The organism is Tenacibaculum sp. TB-53 (assembly GCF_059716285.2).
On sequence record NZ_CM202790.1, the window covers coordinates 2,471,414 to 2,489,042 of the forward strand.

Below are 17,629 nucleotides of genomic sequence, written 5' to 3' on the forward strand. Positions count from 1 at the left end.
CCATAAATGTCAAAACAACCCAGTATAGCTATTCTTATTTTTGCAAACTCTTCTAAAAGAGAGGCTGAAAATAAGTTTTTAGAAAAAGGGGAACAGTTATTTGACTATTTAAATAAAAAGATTGTTTTTGAAGCTTCAAAAACAAACGCTCAAATATGTATTTGTAATGAAACTCACCAAATAGGAGCTACTTTTGGTCAGCGTTTTACAAACGCTATAGAAAACACTTTTGCCAAAGGGTTTCATAACATAATTGTTGTAGGAAATGACAGTCCAAATTTAAACGCTTCCCACCTACAAAAGGCTATTGACCATCTTCAAAACGACTTTCCTGTTTTAGGTCCTTCAATAGATGGAGGTATTTATTTACTCGCCATTAATCAAAAACATTTTAACAAGAAAAGTTTTGCAACACTTCCTTGGAAAACTCCCGATTTATTTAGTACGCTAAAAAAAATACTTAAAAAAAACGAACATTCTGTATCACAACTCGCATACTTAAAAGATATTGATTCAAAAAACGATTTAATCTATTTTTTAAATCGTTATTCAACGAACAGTTTCCTAAAATATCTAATTAATAAGATACTTCTCTTATTGAGAAAAAGTTTTTACAATACCTCATACACATACAGATATCAATACACCTCAGTACTTTACAACAAAGGTTCTCCTACAACTTCACAAAGAACTTCCATTTTTTCTTAAGTACAACAATATCATAACAATCATTCATTTAGTAGTAAAATGCTTCGCTTTTTATTTACTCTTTGATGATTCTCAATATGAAACAAAATTTATAAAATACATGAAACAAATCTTACTGGGGTTGTTATTATGCCTAACCACCTTTGCGAATGCTCAATATACAATTAGAGGAAAAGTAACCTCAAAAAACAATGGAACTCCCATTCCTTTTGTTAACGTAACTATCAAAAACACCACGAAAGGAACGGTTACAGATAATAGTGGCAATTACTCTTTAAAAATAAAGAGCAAAAACGATATACTAATTTTTTCTTCTATAGGCTATAAAACAGCAGAAATTAAAGTTGGGAATCAAAAGAGTATATCTATTTATTTGCAAGAAGAAAATACAGGGTTAGACGAAATAATTATTACTGCTTTAAATAAAAAAAGAGAGTCTAAAGAGCTAGGATATGCTATTCAAAGCATCCAACATAAAGATATTTCAGAAGTTAAATCGGTAAATTTTTTAGATAATTTATCAGGAAAATTAGCGGGTGTTAATATTACCAGTGGTGGGGCTACTGGCGTTGGCTCATCTTCAAAAATCGTTATACGAGGCGAACAATCTTTCACCAATAACAATCCACTTTTTATTGTAGACGGTACCCCCATAAACAATAATACTATTTTTAATAATACTAATGAGGCAGCTGCAGGTTTTCAAGAAGCTGATTTTGGTAACGGTGCTATGGAAGTGAACACCGATGATATTGCCTCTGTTTCTGTATTAAAAGGAGCTAGTGCTGCTGCTTTATATGGTACTAGAGCTTCTAATGGAGTTATTATCATCAACACAAAAAAAGGAAGCAATGCTTTTCAAATGAGTGTTAATTCTTCTTTATTTATTGACACAGCTTTCCAACTTCCTCAGTTTCAAAACGAATACGGACAAGGAAATTCTGGACGTTTTGAATTTGTTAATGGGTTAGGTGGAGGAACTAACGACAATATTTCCTACAGTTGGGGACCAAGATTAAACCAAGGTACTTTAATTCCTCAATTTGACAGTCCAGTATCTCTACCCGATGGCACTACCGTTAGAGGAGGTGATACTGCTTTGTACAATGGACTTCCTATCACCCCCACTCCATTTATAGCACACCCTAACAACTTAATAAATTTTTATAAAACAGGTATTACAACGATTAATAATATTGCCATAGCATCGGGATTTAACAAAGGGAATTATCGTTTGTCATTGACCGATGTTAACAGTGAATCAATTATACCAGGTGTTAATTTACATCGTAAAACAATTGCTACTAATTTGCAATTCATCCCTTCAAAAAACACTACCATTACTTCGCATGTTAATTATGTAAATAGCAATAGTGATAACAGACCTTCTAATGGATACGGATCTGAAAACGTGAATTATTCATTAGTAGCTTGGGGGCCTCGATCGTTAAACATTAACAGTTTAAAAAATTATTGGCAACCAGGATTGGAGGGTAAACAACAATATTCGTTCAACTATACTTTTTTTGACAACCCATATTTCATATTACACGAAAATAGAAATGAATTTAACAGAGACCGTGTTTTTGGTAATATTTCAGCAAAACAACAAATTACCAACAACCTAAACCTAACACTAAGAACAGGAATGGATTACTCTAGTGAAAACAGGCGTTTTTTAAGAAACTTTAGTTCCAATCGGTTTAGGAATGGCGCATATGCTGAACACAAAGTAACCTATAGAGAAATTAACACCGATTTTTTAATTAATTATACCCCTAAAGTTAATAATATTACTCTTGATATTTCCTTAGGAGGAAATCGTCTTGATCAAAAAGCTAGTACACAACAAACACAAACTACACAATTAGCACAACCCGGTATTTTTAGCTTTAACAACGCTGCTTCTCCCATTGAAACTTTTAATTTTTTATCAGAAAAAAGAATCAACAGTTTATATGGCTTAATAAAATTAGGGTATAAAAATATTTTCTTTTTAGACATTACAGGTAGAAATGATTGGTCTAGCGCGCTTGCTACTCCAATTACCACCACTAATACTTCTTTCTTTTATCCTTCGGTTTCTACCAGCGTCATTTTAAGCAAATTATTTCCCCTTCCTACAACGGTTTCATTTGCAAAAGTTCGTGCAAGCATTGCTCAGGTTGGTAACGACACCAATCCATATCAAACCTCAAGAACCTTTATCCCCACAACAAATGTACATGCACAACCCGCATTTACAAGTCAAGATTTTATTGCCAATCCTAACTTACGCCCAGAAAAAACAACTTCTTTTGAAATAGGGGCTGATCTTCGTTTTTTTAATGATCGCTTAACTTTTGATATTACTTATTACAACGCACTTACCAAAGATCAAATTTTATCACTTCCAATTCCTATTTCATCAGGTTTTAAACAACAAGTAGTTAATGGCGGAAAAGTACGTTCTGAAGGGGTAGAGCTTGTTATAAATGCCACTCCTTTTAAAACCAATAACTTCAAATGGAATACTACTGTGAACTTTAGTAAAAATGTTGCCACCATTGAATCGTTACCTCAAAACAGTGGACGAATTACATTGGCGTATTCAAGAGTATACAACAATCCAGATCAAACAGTTTGGTTTCAAGTAGAAGAAGGCGGACGCATCGGTGATTTTTACGGAACTGGTTACTTAAAAAATGAAAAAAGTGATTTTGTCTTAACATCAGAAGGAAATTTTATTGCAGACCCTACACTTAAAAAACTAGGAAATTACAATCCTGACTTTACAATGGGACTCAACAATAGTTTTTCGTACAAAAACTGGAATTTAAACTTCCTTTTTGATTGGCGACTAGGGGGAGAATTAGTTTCAAGAACCTTAGCTTTAGCAGGAGTTGCTGGTCAGTTAAAAGAAACAACTTACCGACCAACATCGGGTATTATTGCACAAGGGGTTGTAAATACTGGTACTCCAGAAAACCCAATATACACCCCAAATACAACTGCAATAACTCCCGAAAGTTATTACAGACAATTCTACGACAGAAATCATGAAGAAAACAATGTCTATGACGCCTCTTATTTAAAGTTACGACAATTTGCCTTCAGTTATACCTTCAATTTAAAAAACAATGCCTTTGGTTTCGTTAAAAATGGAGCTGATGTAACTCTTTCTTTTATAGGTAAAAATGTATTTGCAATTAGTAACATTCCTCATTTTGATCCAGAGCAACTAGCAGTGCAAGGAAATAGAATTGTTAGTGGTGTCGAAGATATGTCGTATGCTACCACCAAAAGCTTCGGATTTAAACTAGGTGTAAACTTCTAAAAAACAATATCATGAAAAATTACATATCTCTCTTCCTATTAGCACTTATAACAAGTTGTACTAGTGATTTTGAAAAAATAAATACAAACCCTAACTTTCCTGTTGATGTAGAACCCAGTTTATTATTTCGTAAAGTTATTTACAATTATGGAGAGGCAATGTCGTATGAAGGTTTTGTTTCTGGTAATTTATTAAGTCAGCAACTTACTGCTTTAGATTTTAATTTATTTGATCGTCATGCTTTAAAATCACCACAATTAGGAGGGAATCCATGGCCTGTATTTTACACTAATTTAAGGGACAATGAAATTATCCTAAACAAAGCCAAAAATAATCCAACACTTAAAGTGTATGAAGGCCCTGCTTTAATTTTTAAGGCATATATGGCTATGGCTTTGACAGATCTTTTTGGAGATGTTCCCTATAGTGATGCTTTTAATGGAGATAACAAAACTGTTACTCCCAAATACGACACACAAGAAGCTATTTACTTAGCAGATGGAGGTATTTTAGATAATTTAAAAAAGGGAATAATAGCAATTGAAAATTACACGGGTAGTTTACCGCTAACGGGCGATGTTTTATACAACGGAAATCTAGATAGCTGGATTTTATTTGCCAACTCATTACGAATAAAAGCACTCATCCGTATTTCATCAAAACAAGATACAAGAAAAGAACTTCAAGAAATTGTAACCGATGGCAACTACATTGCCAACAATGCTCAAAATGCTGTTTTTAATTTTACAGACGGAGAGCCCAATAACTTTAGAATGGCGCGTTTACGAGTAGGAGATTTTAACAACTTTGTAATGTCTAAAACTATTGAAGAAATTTTAAAAGAGCTAAATGACCCTAGAATTCAAACTTTTTTTAGGCCTTCTAGTAATATTCCCAGTAATTATAACGGGTTAATTAACGGAATAGACGCTTCAAAAACCACTATTTCATTGGGAGATTATTCATTAGCTGGTTTTATTTTTAGAGAACATTCCGGAAATTTGCAAGCCAATTATATAACCGCTTGGGAAACTAATTTTTTATTAGCAGAAGCAGCTCATAAAGGTCTTATTACCCACGATGCCAAATCACTATACGAATTAGCTACCAAACAAGCCTTTAGTTATTGGAACACCAACATACCTAATGATTACCTTACAACAACTGCTAGTTTTGACGACACAAAAGCCCTTGAGCAAATTATTACACAAAAATGGATTGCTAATATTATTAACGGCTATGAAGGGTGGATAGAATATCGTAGAACTGGGTTTCCTAATCTGAACCCTATTTCAGCAAGTTTAAATAACAATTTAATTCCTGTAAGAATGCCCTATCCTGCAGAAGAAGCCTCTTTAAATAAGATAAATTACGAATTAGCTGCTCAAGCTACTAATGGTAATAGTATTAATTTTGGTGTTTGGTGGAATAACTAAAGTAAGAAATTAAAATTTTCTCAGAACATGTACAACCAATGAAAGAAATAATATACATTTGGCAATGGGGTTTGCTACTTAGTACCAGCTTAGCTTTTTTAATATTAGCACCTTTTGCCCAAACCAATCAAACTTTCTTTAAAGCTACACACAATAAAAAAGCACCTAATACATTATTACTCACAGGTAGCTTAGTCATCTCTTGGATTTTTGCTAAAAGTATTACCAATGCCGCTAATTTAGGCTTACAATTTGGACTTGTAGGAGGGGTTGCTTATGCACTGTATTACCTTTCGTTTGCCGTTGCTGGAATAATTATATATCAACTACGTACCAAAGGAGGTTTTAAAAGCATTCATGACTTTTTAGGTATTCGATTTGGTAATACCGCTATTCTTGTATTTTCAATTTTAATTCTCATTAGACTATTTAACGAAGTTTGGTCAAACACCATGGTTATTGGTTATTATTTTGGAGCTGTAGGTAGCTCTTCATACTACTCTTCTATTGTGGTTTTTACACTTTTAACCTTGACTTACGCTTTAAAAGGAGGTTTGAGTAGTAGTATTTTTACTGATGCAATTCAAATGTTATTTTTCTCTGTACTTTTGGCTATTATTCTTTGGAATATTTATTCTACTAAAGGTATAAATTACGAAACCGTTTCAAATTCTGGTGAGTGGACGATGGCTTTAGGAGGAAACTTAGCTATCGCTGCTTTTTTACAATCGTTTAGCTATCCTTTTCACGACCCAGTGTTAACCGATCGTGGTTTTATAAGTAATCCGAAAACAACCCTAAAAAGCTTTCTTTGGGCTACTGTTATTGGGTTTTTATGTATTCTTTTATTTAGTTTTGTAGGTATCTTTGGAAAAATCAATGGCCTTAACGGTCAAGCAGCTGTTGCTTTTAGTAAAACCTTAGGTGTTGGAATGTTATTAGTTGTTAATTTTATTATGATTACCTCAGCTGCATCTACCTTAGATTCTACATTTTCATCAACAGCTAAGCTTTTTGCTATTGATTTAAACATTAACCCCTCTGTTTCATTTGGTAGAATAATAATGCTACTCATTGCTATTATAGGAACTCTTCCTGTGTTCTTAAACGCTTCAATTTTATCAGCAACCACTATTAGCGGTACTATGGTTATTGGACTAGCTCCAGTTTTTATATTATGGAAGTTAAAACCTCCTAAAATTAGTTACTACTTATCTGTAGGCACTGGTATTATCATTGGATTTTTATTAGTTTTTGATGCCTTTCCTTCTTTGTTTATTTTTACTTCTGGCAAGTATGCCAATTTACTCTGGAGCAATGTTTGGGGAAGTATTCTTTGTTTTACTCTTTATTTAATTCCGTTATGGATACAAAAACAACATACATAAATACCGTTAAAGGAAAAGTACTTTTGTTTGGGGGTGTTTACAGTAATCTACAAGCTTTAGAAGCTTTAATTAAAGTCGTTGAAAAGGAAAATATAGCACCTGAAAACTGTTTTTGCACAGGTGATATTGTTGGCTATTGTGCACAACCAGAAGAAACAGTACAAACCTTTATAAACTGGGGAGCACATAGTATTATTGGAAATGTAGAACAACAGTTACGAAATAGAGAGGTTAATTGTGGTTGTGATTTTACAGAAGGTTCTCGTTGTGATGTTTTTTCAAAAGCGTGGTATCCTTTTGCTCAAAACCAACTTTCGGAAGCTTCAATTAATTGGATGCAAACCCTACCCAATTATATCTCTTTTACTTATGCAAATAAAAAGATTTTCATGGTACATGGTTCATACCATTATATTTCTGAATTTATTTTTAAATCTACTCCATGGAAAAATAAAATTTCATCATTCAATGAAACTAATTGCGATGTAATTGTTGCTGGACATTCCGGACTTCCTTTTACAGATGAAAAAGACTCGCTTCTTTGGTTAAACCCGGGAGTTATTGGCATGCCTGCTAACAATGCAAAACCACATGTTTGGTATGCCATTTTAAATGACACTAATGGTTTTTCATACTCTTTTCATACTCTTTCTTATAATTATAAAAAAGCAAATACATTAATGACTGAACAACAGCTACCTCCTGCTTATGCACAAACATTACTTACAGGTTTTTGGGACAATATGGAAATTTTGCCCCAAGAAGAACGACTATGGAAAGGACGAGATTTATTTAAAATTATAAATCATTAATTCATTATTTTTATTGCTGAAATTTATAGCTCCTATGGAAAGATACCTAGAAATCGTAAAAAACTCCTACACTGGTTATTGGAACTACTTAAAACAATCTGTTTTGTTTGAAATTCAATGGGAAAATTATTTTTATGGTTTAATTATAATTTCTCTTATTGTTTGGGGATTAGAAATTATCTTTCCTTGGCGCAAAAACCAACCTTTATTTCGTAAAGATTTTTGGCTGGATACTTTTTACATGTTTTTCAATTTCTTTTTACTAAACCTCATCGTTCTTATTGCCTTATCAAATACAGCAGAGCAGTTTTTTAATGATATTTTAGGTTTGGTTGGATTATCGGTTGCTAATTTTCAATTATTAGACATCAACACATTTCCTTATTGGGCGAGACTCTTAGTATTTTTTATTAGTATTGATTTTGTACAGTGGTTCACTCATACATTATTACATCGATATGAATTTTTATGGAACTTTCATAAAGTGCACCATTCCGTAAAACAAATGGGGTTTGCTGCCCACTTACGTTACCATTGGATGGAACCCGTAGTATATAACTCTATGAAGTATATTCCGCTTGCTATTATGGGCGGATTTACAGCACAAGACGTTGCTATTGTTCATTTTTTCAACATTACTATTGGTCATCTTAATCATGCCAATATTAACTGGGATTACGGTTGGTTAAAATATATTCTGAACAATCCAAGAATGCATATTTGGCATCATGCAAAAGAGCTTCCTGAAGGCAGAAAAATGGGAGTAAACTTTGGAATTACGCTAAGCATATGGGATTACATTTTTAAAACTGACTACATTCCTTACAATGGGCGTGATATTGAATTAGGTTTTGACGGGGATGAAAAATTCCCTAAAGACTTTATTCACCAAGAAATATATCCAATAGGAAAAAAATAACATTTTAAGTCTTTTTTAACCTATTACTTAATACTTTCAATTAGCTGTTTTGCTGCCAATTTGTATCTTTAGCTTTTTAAAAATAACACAGATGAAGTATATAAAAATTCTATTCTTATTTATTGTCGTTCAAGTTACTGCACAGCAAGGAGGTATGTGGATTCCTTCTCTTTTAGAAGGAATGAATGAACAAGAAATGACCTCTTTAGGAAGTAAACTTACCGCTAAAGACATTTATGATGTAAATAACTCAAGTTTAAAAGATGCTATTGGGCATTTTAACGGAGGTTGTACTAGCGAAGTGATTTCTCCTGAAGGATTAATTTTAACCAATCACCACTGTGGTTTTGGACAAATTCAATCTCACTCATCTTTAGAAAATGATTACCTAAAAGATGGTTTTTGGGCGATGAATAAAAAAGAAGAATTACCTAATAAAGGGCTATATGTTGAATTTATTGTTCGTATTGATGATGTAACTACCAAAGCATTGAATGGGGTTACTGATACTATGACTGAACGTGAAAAACAATCGACTATTGATAAAAACATCAACGAAATTCAAAAAACAGTACAAAAAGAAACATGGCAAGGTGTTAAAGTAAAGCCATTTTACAAAGGCAATCAATATTTCTTATTTGTTACAGAAAAATTTGAAGACGTTCGTTTAGTAGGTGCACCACCAAGTAGTATTGGTAAATTTGGTAGTGATACCGATAACTGGGTTTTCCCACGTCATACGGGAGATTTTTCATTATTCAGAATTTATGCTGATAAAAACAATCGTCCTGCTAAATACAGCAAAAACAACGTTCCTTACAAACCAAAGCACTTTTTACCAGTTTCTTTAGATGGAATTGAAGAAGGTGATTTTACTATGGTTTTTGGATTCCCTGGTCGTACAAACGAATACTTACCTGCAGTTGCCATAAAACACATTACACAAGAGTTTAACCCGAGTAACATTGCTATTAGAGAAGCTGCATTAAAAGAAATTGATGCACAAATGAAAGCTAGTGATGCTGTTCGTATTAAATATGCTTCAAAACAAGCACGTATTGCAAATGCTTGGAAAAAATGGATTGGTGAAAATCTAGGAATTAAAAAGAGTAATGCTATCGCAGAGCGTCAAGCTTTTGAAGCTACCTTCAAAAAAGCATTAAAAGAAAAAAGATTAGAAAAAATCTACGGAAATATTCTTCCTGAGTTTGAAAAATTATATGCAGACTTTGCTGATATTAATATTAAAAGAAGAAACTTTATTGAAGTTTTCTTAGTTACCAACGAGTTGATGCAAATGACTTTTAGAGCGTATCAGTTAGAACAAGTAGCTTTAAATAAACCTGAAAAGTTTGAAGAAGCTAGAACTTCTTTGGTAAATCGAATTAAAGGAATTCATAAAAACTTTGATGTAAATGTTGATAAAGGAGTGTTTAAAAATGTAATGCCTTTATACAATCCTACTAATGTAGATGCTTCTATTTATGACAAAACAAATTTTACTGATTTAAATAAAGCTTTACAATTATTAGAAGGAGACGCTAAAAAGGTGGTAAAAAACTTAAACAAAGATGCTGCTTACCAATATGCTAAGCCTATGATTGAAGAGTTTTACACAAAAATCAATCCTGAGTTTCAACAGAAAAATCAGCCAATTACAGCGTTACAAAAAACATACATGAAAGCATTAATGGAAGCATTACCAAATGCACGCTATTTTCCTGATGCTAATAGCACTTTACGTGTTACTTACGGTCAAGTTCGTGGATACTCTCCTAGAGATGCTGTGTACTACAATCCTGTAAGTTATTTAGATGGTGTTATTGAAAAATACGTTCCTGGTGATTATGAATTTGACGTTCCTCAAAAGTTACGCGATTTATACGACGCTAAGGATTTTGGACAATACACTGATAAAAACGGAAAAGTTCCTGTTTGTTTCTTAGGAACCAATCATACCACAGGTGGTAACTCTGGTAGCCCTGCTATTGATGCACACGGAAACTTAATTGGTTTAAACTTCGACCGTGTATGGGAAGGAACGATGAGTGATATGAATTACGATCCTGAAATTTGTAGAAATATTATGGTTGATGTTCGCTATGTATTATTTATTGTAGATAAATATGCAGGAGCAAAACACTTAATTGAAGAAATGAAGTTAGTACACCCAAAGAAAAAATAAAACGTTTTTCTACATAAGAATAGCTTAAAAAGCGAGGTTTGTATTTCACAACCTCGTTTTTTTATGCAAATAAACAACTCATTCGAGATTAAACTCTAGGCTATCTGTGATTAAAAATATTGACCTATGCCAAACACAAATCCTTTTGATCCATTCTTTGTAAGCCCATGCCCATAATCAATTCTAAAAGTTGCATTAAATATTTTTTTATTAATGAAACGTAAACCTATACCTGAATAAACTTTCATATTATCACTATTGATAAAATCATTAAAACTTCCTCCTGGATTACGCCATGTTCCAGCGTCTACAAACACATTACTTTGAATAACAAACCATTTTTTTTCATATAGCGTATGCCTATATTCGGTATTCCAAACAATACTTCCAGTACCTCGATCAACTAAAATACCAACTCCTCGTAAATTCAAATTATTATCTAAAGCAAATGGAGCAAATGGAGTATCATCATTAGATGACAAACCAAAACGCAATCTGTTTGCCCAATTTCCTTTTTCACCTATTCTTTTAAAGTAAAAAAAGTCATTCCAAAAAATTAAAAAATCATTCTGATATTCATTTTCAGAAGTTACATACTGTCCATGAAACTCATTTTTTATTCCGTTAATGTATTGATAATTATAATCTAGATTATCAAAAACATAAATTAACTTCAATAGCTTTTTATCTACATTTAACTCAGTAGGAACATCCGATGAAGTACTTCCTCTTAAATAATTATACTTTTCCTCAAAAAAATTAATCCCAAATTGAAACTGATTTTTAAAATTGTGTTGGTATAAAGCCAAAGCTTCATAAGAGATATTCTGATACTTATAATTGGCCGATTCATTATCAAAATACAGTGGTTCTTCACTCATCCAGTTTTGATGACTTAATGATACTCCCCATTTTGCTGAAAATAACGTAGGCGCCCTAAAGTTAATTCCATAAGAATCAAAACCATTATATTGATAAAACCCTCCTAAGGTCATGTTCCTACCCAAAAAGTTATACTCACCCACTCCTATTCTGTAGGCTAATTTTTGATTGATCGTTTTGTGAAAATTAACTTCTGGAATTATTGTAAAGTTCTCTTCTACAGTTACAACAACATTACATTTACCCTCAGAACATGATGCTTTAAAATATGCATTAGAAATTGCTGGTAAACGCTTCAAACGAATCATGTCTTCTTTTAATACCATTGAATCAAGCACTTTATTTTCTTTTGATTTCAGTATTTTCTTTAAGACATGTGTTTTAGTTTTTTTGGCTCCTGAAAAAGTAATTTTTTCTATACTTTTCTCTTGTGAATAACAGTTTACAGACAACCAAAATGTTGCAAGAATTATTATTTTCAAGAAAAATAGATACTCATTATTATATTTCTCATTTACTACTTTCATACATTTTTTTTATAGTCAATTCTGCTGGTTTGTTTTGAGGTGTAAACCTATTGTTATCTTCCCCTCCAACTTCTTTATGATTATGAAACCATTTCCAAACAAAACCACCTGCAAACCAATCTTCTTTCCAAAACTGGTTATACAAAGCTTGTAATGCTTTTTGTTGATTTTCTAAATTGACATCTCCTTCTATTCTAACTGAGTTCCATGGCTCTTTTCCAGTAAAATTTACGCTTCTGTATCCATACTCGGTAAATAAAACAGACTTATTAAATTTACTTTGAACCTGAATAATTTCATTTTTGTGAGGTTGCCAACCTTTTTCAAAATCTTTAAGAGTGGGGGATTTTTGATCACTTAACGGAAAATAAGCATCAATTCCTATAAAGTCTAAATCCTCCCAAAAGTCTACTCGCTTAAATTCATCCCAATTTGCTGCATAGGTCAATTTTCCAGAGTATACCTTTCTAATTTTTTTAATGAGTTTTTTCCAGTATTCTGGTCTGTTTTTTACAAACTGCTCCAATTCTGTTCCAATACAAAAAATTTCTGCATTAATTTCTTCTGCTACTTTGGCAAAAACGAGGATAAAATCTTCATACGATTGTTCTAACTCTCTCCATTCATCTTCAGATTTCATTTTTATAGTTCCTGTATACACCCCATTCCAAACCCAAATTTGTGGTTTCAACATAATCTTTATTTTACTTTGTTGAAACTCTTTGGCATATTGTTTTACACCTTCTTTTGTCTCTCCAAACCATTGCTTTTTGGAGTCATAAATTACATTTGGAGAAGACAAGCTTTTAACAAAAGCAAAAGGCATCAACGTTACATAATTTGCTGATACCTTTTTTACATCATTAATATGGTCACTTGTTATCTTCTTTGAAGAAGCAACAAAACTAACACCGTTTATCTTTTTTGATTGGCTCGTACAAGAGCTTACCAAAAAAATACAACTTATAAAAAGGAGTTTTAGAGTTTTCATTACTCCTCTAATTTACTATTTTTAAAATAATGCCCTTAATCCTATATTAAAACTTTGTCCTAGCCCATTGTTGTTTCCTCTAACAAAATTACTGTACAATACCTCTAAGTTTAAAACACTAGTTAATTGATATTTTCCTCCCAAACCTAAAGCTGTATAATCTTGTGTAAAATCTCCAAATCTTTGTGAATGTTGAGAAAACACTAATACGGTAGACTTTTCGTTGGGAAAATAACTAAAGAAAACACCAGGAGTTAACAAAAAAGTATTGTTCGCAAAGCTATCCTCATCACCAAAATTGTACTCCGTATTTAACTCTGTAAATAACTGCCATTTTCCACTAGAAAAAGTATAATCATAAAAGAACCGATTCTGAAAAGTCCATGCTGTTTGATCTAAAAAGACACCATTTTCTGTTTCATTACTCACCAAAGGAATATGTATTGCTGATTGAACGGAAAAGTTTCCTACATTTTTTAATGGTTGAAACTTAATAGCTGGTGCAATTGATGTAATTCCTTTTCTTTCAGAATTTGGGTTATCTTCTAAACTAAATACTGATAATGCTTGACGCCCTCCTATTGTGTTGGAACGAAACTCTACAATTGCTCCTACGTTAATACGGTTATTTTTAGAAATTCCAGTGAAAGCTTCCAACGTTGAAGTAAAGTAATTCTCTCTTGCTTTCGATTTGGTGTTACCATCTGCATCTGCAAATTTTGTTTCAGTATATAGGTTATTAAACCATTTAATATCCCACTGACCATTATTTAAAAGCTTAGATGGTGTATATATTTGAATATTTGATTTTTCTGCTTTATCATCTTGAGCATTTGAAAGTTGCACTACAAAAAACAGTAAAACTGTAAGGCTTACTAATTGTCGTTTCATAAGGTTAATTTTTTATATAGATCTTAAGTCGCTTAAAAAAAACTTCTCTTACAAAGCCCTTTTATTTAAAATCATTCTAAATTCAATTCCTTTATTAAGTTCTTAACTTTAGCAACGACCTAAACAGCAAATCAACATTTATGGAGCACGTTGTTATTATTGGTAATGGAATTTCTGGAGTTACAGCCGCAAGGCATATCAGAAAATTATCAGACAAAAAAATTACCCTTATTTCTTCTGAAACTGATGAGTTCTTTTCAAGAACTGCTTTAATGTATGTGTACATGGGACACATGAAATTTGAACATACACAACCTTACGAATCTTGGTTTTGGAAAAAAAACAGAATCAATCTCAAAAAAGGGTTTGTTTCAAAAGTACATTCATCAGAAAAAGAAATAGCCTTTAGCACTGGAGAAAAACTGTCTTACGATAAGTTAATTATAGCCACTGGCTCTAAACCTAACAAGTTTGGTTGGCCTGGACAAGACTTAAAAGGTGTTATGGGAATGTATCATAAACAAGATTTAGAGGCTCTTGAACAATATGCTCCAAACAACAAAATATGTAAAAGAGCTGTTATTGTTGGTGGAGGTTTAATTGGAATTGAACTTGCCGAAATGCTTCATAGCAGAAATATCCCTGTTACCTTTTTAGTTCGTGAAAATAGTTTTTGGGACAAAGTGTTACCCAAGGGAGAATCTGCCATGATAAATCGTGAAATTATAGAAAATCATATCGATTTACGCTTAGGTGTAAACTTGAAGGAGATAAGTTCAGATAAAAACGGGCAAGTTACATCTGTAATTATTGAAGAGACTGGTGAAGAAATACCTTGTAATGTTGTTGGTTTGACTGCTGGTGTTTCTCCTAATATTGACTTTTTAAAAGATTCGAAAATTGAACTTGGTAGAGGAGTTAAAGTCAATCGTTTTTTAGAAACCAATATCAAAGATGTGTATGCAATTGGAGATTGTGCAGAACAACATGAAGCAATTGGTTTACGTCGTCCTATTGAAGCTGTTTGGTACACTGGTAGAATGATGGGAGAAACTGTTGCACAAACTATTTGTGGCAATCGAATTCAATACAAACCAGGGCACTGGTTTAACTCAGCAAAATTTATTGATATTGAATACCAAACTTATGGTTGGGTATGGCCGCAACCTAAAGAAAATGAAGCTCATTTTTACTGGGAACACGAAAGTGGTAAAAAATGTATTCGAATTAACTATGATAAAAACACGCAAGAATTCCTTGGTATAAATACATTAGGGATACGAATGCGTCATGAGTTTTTTGACAAAATTTTGAATGAAAAGCAGTCTGTAACTTATACTTTAGAACATTTAGCAGATGCAAACTTCGACCCAGAATTCTATAAACTTCACGAATCAGAAATTGTAGCAAAATTCAACAAAGAAAACAACACCAATATTCAATTAAAAAAGAAAAGCTGGAAGCGAATTTTCAGCAGAGTTTAGGATGAAAATAATAAAACAAACAGGTCTACTTCTATTCTTAATAGGGTTAATCATTTTTTCAGGAGTAATTTTTACGGGTTCTTTTAATTTAAATCAATCAGAACTAGATTCATTTATTACTGAAAAAGGATATAAAAGCGAAATCATAAAAGAGGAACTCAGTAAAGCTATTGTTACCGATGAAAGCTTTAATATTTTTGAATTTTCTAGTCGGGTTAGAAATGCTTATGAAGCATCTAACAATCATTATAATACTCTAATTGCTAAATACGACACTGAAAAAAATTGGGATAAAAAAGGTGAACAATACCAATATTTAATTTATGGGAAACCCCATACCTTAAGTTATGAGTTAGCTAAAAAAGCTGGAAATGGTTTTGTTAGAAACAACTCAAGTTTGCTATGGTTACTCACTTTTGGTTTAGGTATTTTGGGAGCACTGTTATTTATACTTCCTAATTTTATTTTACTTGGTCCAAAAGGAATAAAGAATAATGGTATTTATTTAGAAGCTAGTACAAATCGAGGATGGATAGCTTGGTTAGTTTTAATTTACTTAGTTGTTTTTTACTTGTTGCTTTATTTTTTTCCTGATTATGTGGTGAACTGGACTTTTATATTAGATCCTATCAGTAAATTTTTAAACGGCGGTGAGGCAAGCCAGTGGTTTGTATACGGTTTTTTATACTGTGTGATTATGCTTACAATGGGAGTGAGAATGTATATAAAGTATAGACACAACAAATACCAAGTTATAAGAACAACTTCTGTTTTATTTTTTCAGATTGTATTTGCCTTCCTTATCCCAGAAATCATGACCAGTTTAAATATGCCTGGGTATGATTTTAAAAATGCTTTTCCGTTAGACTATGATTTCTTTTTTGAATGGAATTTAGATAGTTTAAGAAATAGCGGAGCTATTGGTTTATTTATTTTAGTTTGGGGTATTGTGCTTACGCTTATCATTGTTCCTGTAATGGTATATTTCTTTGGAAAAAGATGGTATTGCTCTTGGGTTTGTGGTTGTGGTGGTTTAGCTGAAACTTTAGGTGATCCATACCGTCAGCATTCTAACAAAAGTATGAATGCATGGAAACTAGAGCGCTGGTTAATACATAGTGTTTTGGTATTTTCGTTAATAATGACCGTTGTAACGTTATACTGTTACTTTACTGGAGCTCAATCTTTCCTTGGAATCAACTCTCAATGGATAAAAGACACCTACAGCTTTTTAATAGGAGCTTGGTTTGCAGGAGTTATTGGTACAGGGTTTTATCCAATTTTTGGAAACCGTGTTTGGTGTCGTTTCGGTTGTCCGTTAGCCGCTTATTTAGGAATTGTACAACGTTTTAAATCTCGATTTAGAATTACTACCAATGGCGGACAATGTATTTCTTGTGGAAATTGTTCTACGTATTGTGAACAAGGTATTGATGTACGTGCATATGCCCAAAAAGGAGAAAATATAGTGCGTGCAAGTTGTGTTGGTTGTGGTATTTGTTCGGCAGTATGCCCTAGAGGAGTATTAAAGTTAGAAAATGGTCCGGAAAAAGGACGTATCAACCCAACAGAGGTTTTATTAGGTAACGATGTTGATTTAATGAAATTGGTAAATGAAAAATAATGTTTTCATACTATGCTTTTTTATTACTTTCTCTTTAGTTGGGCAAAAAACATATCATAAATCATTTTATGAAGAAGGAACATTAAAAGAAGAAGGCTGGCTTGAAAATAATAAAAAAACCGATTATTGGATTTTTTATTACAAAAATGGAAACATTAAAAAAGAAGGAAGTTTTAAAAATAACCTTCCTGTTAAGTATTGGCATTTTTATTATGAAAACTCTTTTAAAAAAAAGGAAGGACATTTTATTAATGGATTACCAAACAAATGGTGGGTCTTTTACAATAATAAAGGAGGTATTTATCAAAAATGTCAAATCAAAAACAATAAAAAAAACGGTTACTGTTTATTATACAAAAAACATAAGGTAACAAAAGCTATAAAGTTTAAAGAAGGACTAAAGCTAAAAGAATGGAATAATTTGTCTTCTTTTGCAAAAGAAAACAATCTCAACGACTTAAAATAA

13 protein-coding genes are annotated in these 17,629 nt (G+C 32.3%); 10 read left to right on the forward strand and 3 right to left on the reverse strand.

Annotation, left to right across the window (positions count from 1 at the left end):
- Window positions 1-6: 6 nt before the first annotated feature.
- The 7 genes from AC3VJB_RS11385 to AC3VJB_RS11415 all read left to right on the forward strand — a co-directional run bounded on the left by AC3VJB_RS11385 (window position 7) and on the right by AC3VJB_RS11415 (window position 10,764).
- On the forward strand, window positions 7-708 hold the full coding sequence (locus AC3VJB_RS11385; RefSeq protein WP_437823482.1) for a TIGR04282 family arsenosugar biosynthesis glycosyltransferase: 702 nt from the start codon (window positions 7-9) through the stop codon (window positions 706-708).
- A 100-nt stretch (window positions 709-808) separates the two neighbouring features.
- The gene (locus AC3VJB_RS11390) at window positions 809-4,024 is read left to right on the forward strand and encodes a SusC/RagA family TonB-linked outer membrane protein (RefSeq protein ID WP_497667157.1); all 3,216 of its coding nucleotides are present in this window, start codon (window positions 809-811) and stop codon (window positions 4,022-4,024) included.
- A gap of 11 nt (window positions 4,025-4,035) precedes the next feature.
- On the forward strand, window positions 4,036-5,460 hold the full coding sequence (locus AC3VJB_RS11395) for a SusD/RagB family nutrient-binding outer membrane lipoprotein (protein WP_437823484.1): 1,425 nt from the start codon (window positions 4,036-4,038) through the stop codon (window positions 5,458-5,460).
- 38 nt (window positions 5,461-5,498) lie between these two features.
- The gene (locus AC3VJB_RS11400; RefSeq protein ID WP_497667158.1) at window positions 5,499-6,848 is read left to right on the forward strand and encodes a sodium:solute symporter; all 1,350 of its coding nucleotides are present in this window, start codon (window positions 5,499-5,501) and stop codon (window positions 6,846-6,848) included.
- The gene (locus AC3VJB_RS11405) at window positions 6,824-7,660 is read left to right on the forward strand and encodes a metallophosphoesterase family protein (RefSeq protein ID WP_497667159.1); all 837 of its coding nucleotides are present in this window, start codon (window positions 6,824-6,826) and stop codon (window positions 7,658-7,660) included. The genes AC3VJB_RS11400 and AC3VJB_RS11405 overlap by 25 nt, the downstream gene beginning before the upstream one ends.
- A 34-nt stretch (window positions 7,661-7,694) precedes the next feature.
- Window positions 7,695-8,579: a sterol desaturase family protein gene (locus AC3VJB_RS11410; protein WP_497667160.1), complete on the forward strand. Its 885-nt coding sequence runs from the start codon at window positions 7,695-7,697 to the stop codon at window positions 8,577-8,579.
- Window positions 8,580-8,670: 91 nt separating this feature from the next.
- The gene (locus tag AC3VJB_RS11415) at window positions 8,671-10,764 is read left to right on the forward strand and encodes a S46 family peptidase (protein ID WP_497667161.1); all 2,094 of its coding nucleotides are present in this window, start codon (window positions 8,671-8,673) and stop codon (window positions 10,762-10,764) included.
- Between the two features lie 110 nt (window positions 10,765-10,874).
- Here the strand turns inward: AC3VJB_RS11415 and AC3VJB_RS11420 are convergent, their stop codons facing one another.
- Genes AC3VJB_RS11420 through AC3VJB_RS11430 form a run of 3 tightly spaced genes read right to left on the reverse strand, consistent with a single transcriptional unit; the run spans window position 10,875 to window position 14,055 of the window.
- Window positions 10,875-12,173: a POTRA domain-containing protein gene (locus AC3VJB_RS11420; RefSeq protein ID WP_497667162.1), complete on the reverse strand. Its 1,299-nt coding sequence runs from the start codon at window positions 12,171-12,173 to the stop codon at window positions 10,875-10,877.
- On the reverse strand, window positions 12,157-13,164 hold the full coding sequence (locus tag AC3VJB_RS11425; protein ID WP_497667163.1) for a glycoside hydrolase family 113: 1,008 nt from the start codon (window positions 13,162-13,164) through the stop codon (window positions 12,157-12,159). The genes AC3VJB_RS11420 and AC3VJB_RS11425 overlap by 17 nt, the downstream gene beginning before the upstream one ends.
- Window positions 13,165-13,185: 21 nt before the next feature.
- Window positions 13,186-14,055 (reverse strand): transporter, encoded by an 870-nt coding sequence (locus AC3VJB_RS11430; protein ID WP_497667164.1) that lies wholly within the window; start codon window positions 14,053-14,055, stop codon window positions 13,186-13,188.
- A 140-nt stretch (window positions 14,056-14,195) separates the two neighbouring features.
- Between AC3VJB_RS11430 and AC3VJB_RS11435 the strand changes: the two genes are divergently transcribed.
- The 3 genes from AC3VJB_RS11435 to AC3VJB_RS11445 are packed head-to-tail and all read left to right on the forward strand — an operon-like array spanning window position 14,196 to window position 17,629.
- Entirely contained in the window at window positions 14,196-15,539 is a 1,344-nt protein-coding gene (locus tag AC3VJB_RS11435; RefSeq protein ID WP_437823491.1) for an NAD(P)/FAD-dependent oxidoreductase, read from the forward strand.
- 1 nt (window position 15,540) lies between these two features.
- On the forward strand, window positions 15,541-17,163 hold the full coding sequence (locus AC3VJB_RS11440; protein ID WP_437823492.1) for a 4Fe-4S binding protein: 1,623 nt from the start codon (window positions 15,541-15,543) through the stop codon (window positions 17,161-17,163).
- Entirely contained in the window at window positions 17,153-17,629 is a 477-nt protein-coding gene (locus AC3VJB_RS11445) for a toxin-antitoxin system YwqK family antitoxin (protein ID WP_047787893.1), read from the forward strand. Before AC3VJB_RS11440 ends, AC3VJB_RS11445 begins: the two co-directional genes overlap by 11 nt.

Coding starts and splice junctions, on each gene's coding strand:
- AC3VJB_RS11435 (WP_437823491.1), top strand. CDS start 14,196: ATGGAGCACGTTGTTATTATTGGTAATGGAATTTCTGGAGTTACAGCC.
- AC3VJB_RS11390 (WP_497667157.1), top strand. CDS start 809: ATGAAACAAATCTTACTGGGGTTGTTATTATGCCTAACCACCTTTGCG.
- AC3VJB_RS11410 (WP_497667160.1), top strand. CDS start 7,695: ATGGAAAGATACCTAGAAATCGTAAAAAACTCCTACACTGGTTATTGG.
- AC3VJB_RS11395 (WP_437823484.1), top strand. CDS start 4,036: ATGAAAAATTACATATCTCTCTTCCTATTAGCACTTATAACAAGTTGT.
- AC3VJB_RS11405 (WP_497667159.1), top strand. CDS start 6,824: ATGGATACAAAAACAACATACATAAATACCGTTAAAGGAAAAGTACTT.
- AC3VJB_RS11420 (WP_497667162.1), bottom strand. CDS start 12,173: ATGAAAGTAGTAAATGAGAAATATAATAATGAGTATCTATTTTTCTTG.
- AC3VJB_RS11400 (WP_497667158.1), top strand. CDS start 5,499: ATGAAAGAAATAATATACATTTGGCAATGGGGTTTGCTACTTAGTACC.
- AC3VJB_RS11385 (WP_437823482.1), top strand. CDS start 7: ATGTCAAAACAACCCAGTATAGCTATTCTTATTTTTGCAAACTCTTCT.
- AC3VJB_RS11440 (WP_437823492.1), top strand. CDS start 15,541: ATGAAAATAATAAAACAAACAGGTCTACTTCTATTCTTAATAGGGTTA.
- AC3VJB_RS11445 (WP_047787893.1), top strand. CDS start 17,153: ATGAAAAATAATGTTTTCATACTATGCTTTTTTATTACTTTCTCTTTA.
- AC3VJB_RS11415 (WP_497667161.1), top strand. CDS start 8,671: ATGAAGTATATAAAAATTCTATTCTTATTTATTGTCGTTCAAGTTACT.
- AC3VJB_RS11430 (WP_497667164.1), bottom strand. CDS start 14,055: ATGAAACGACAATTAGTAAGCCTTACAGTTTTACTGTTTTTTGTAGTG.
- AC3VJB_RS11425 (WP_497667163.1), bottom strand. CDS start 13,164: ATGAAAACTCTAAAACTCCTTTTTATAAGTTGTATTTTTTTGGTAAGC.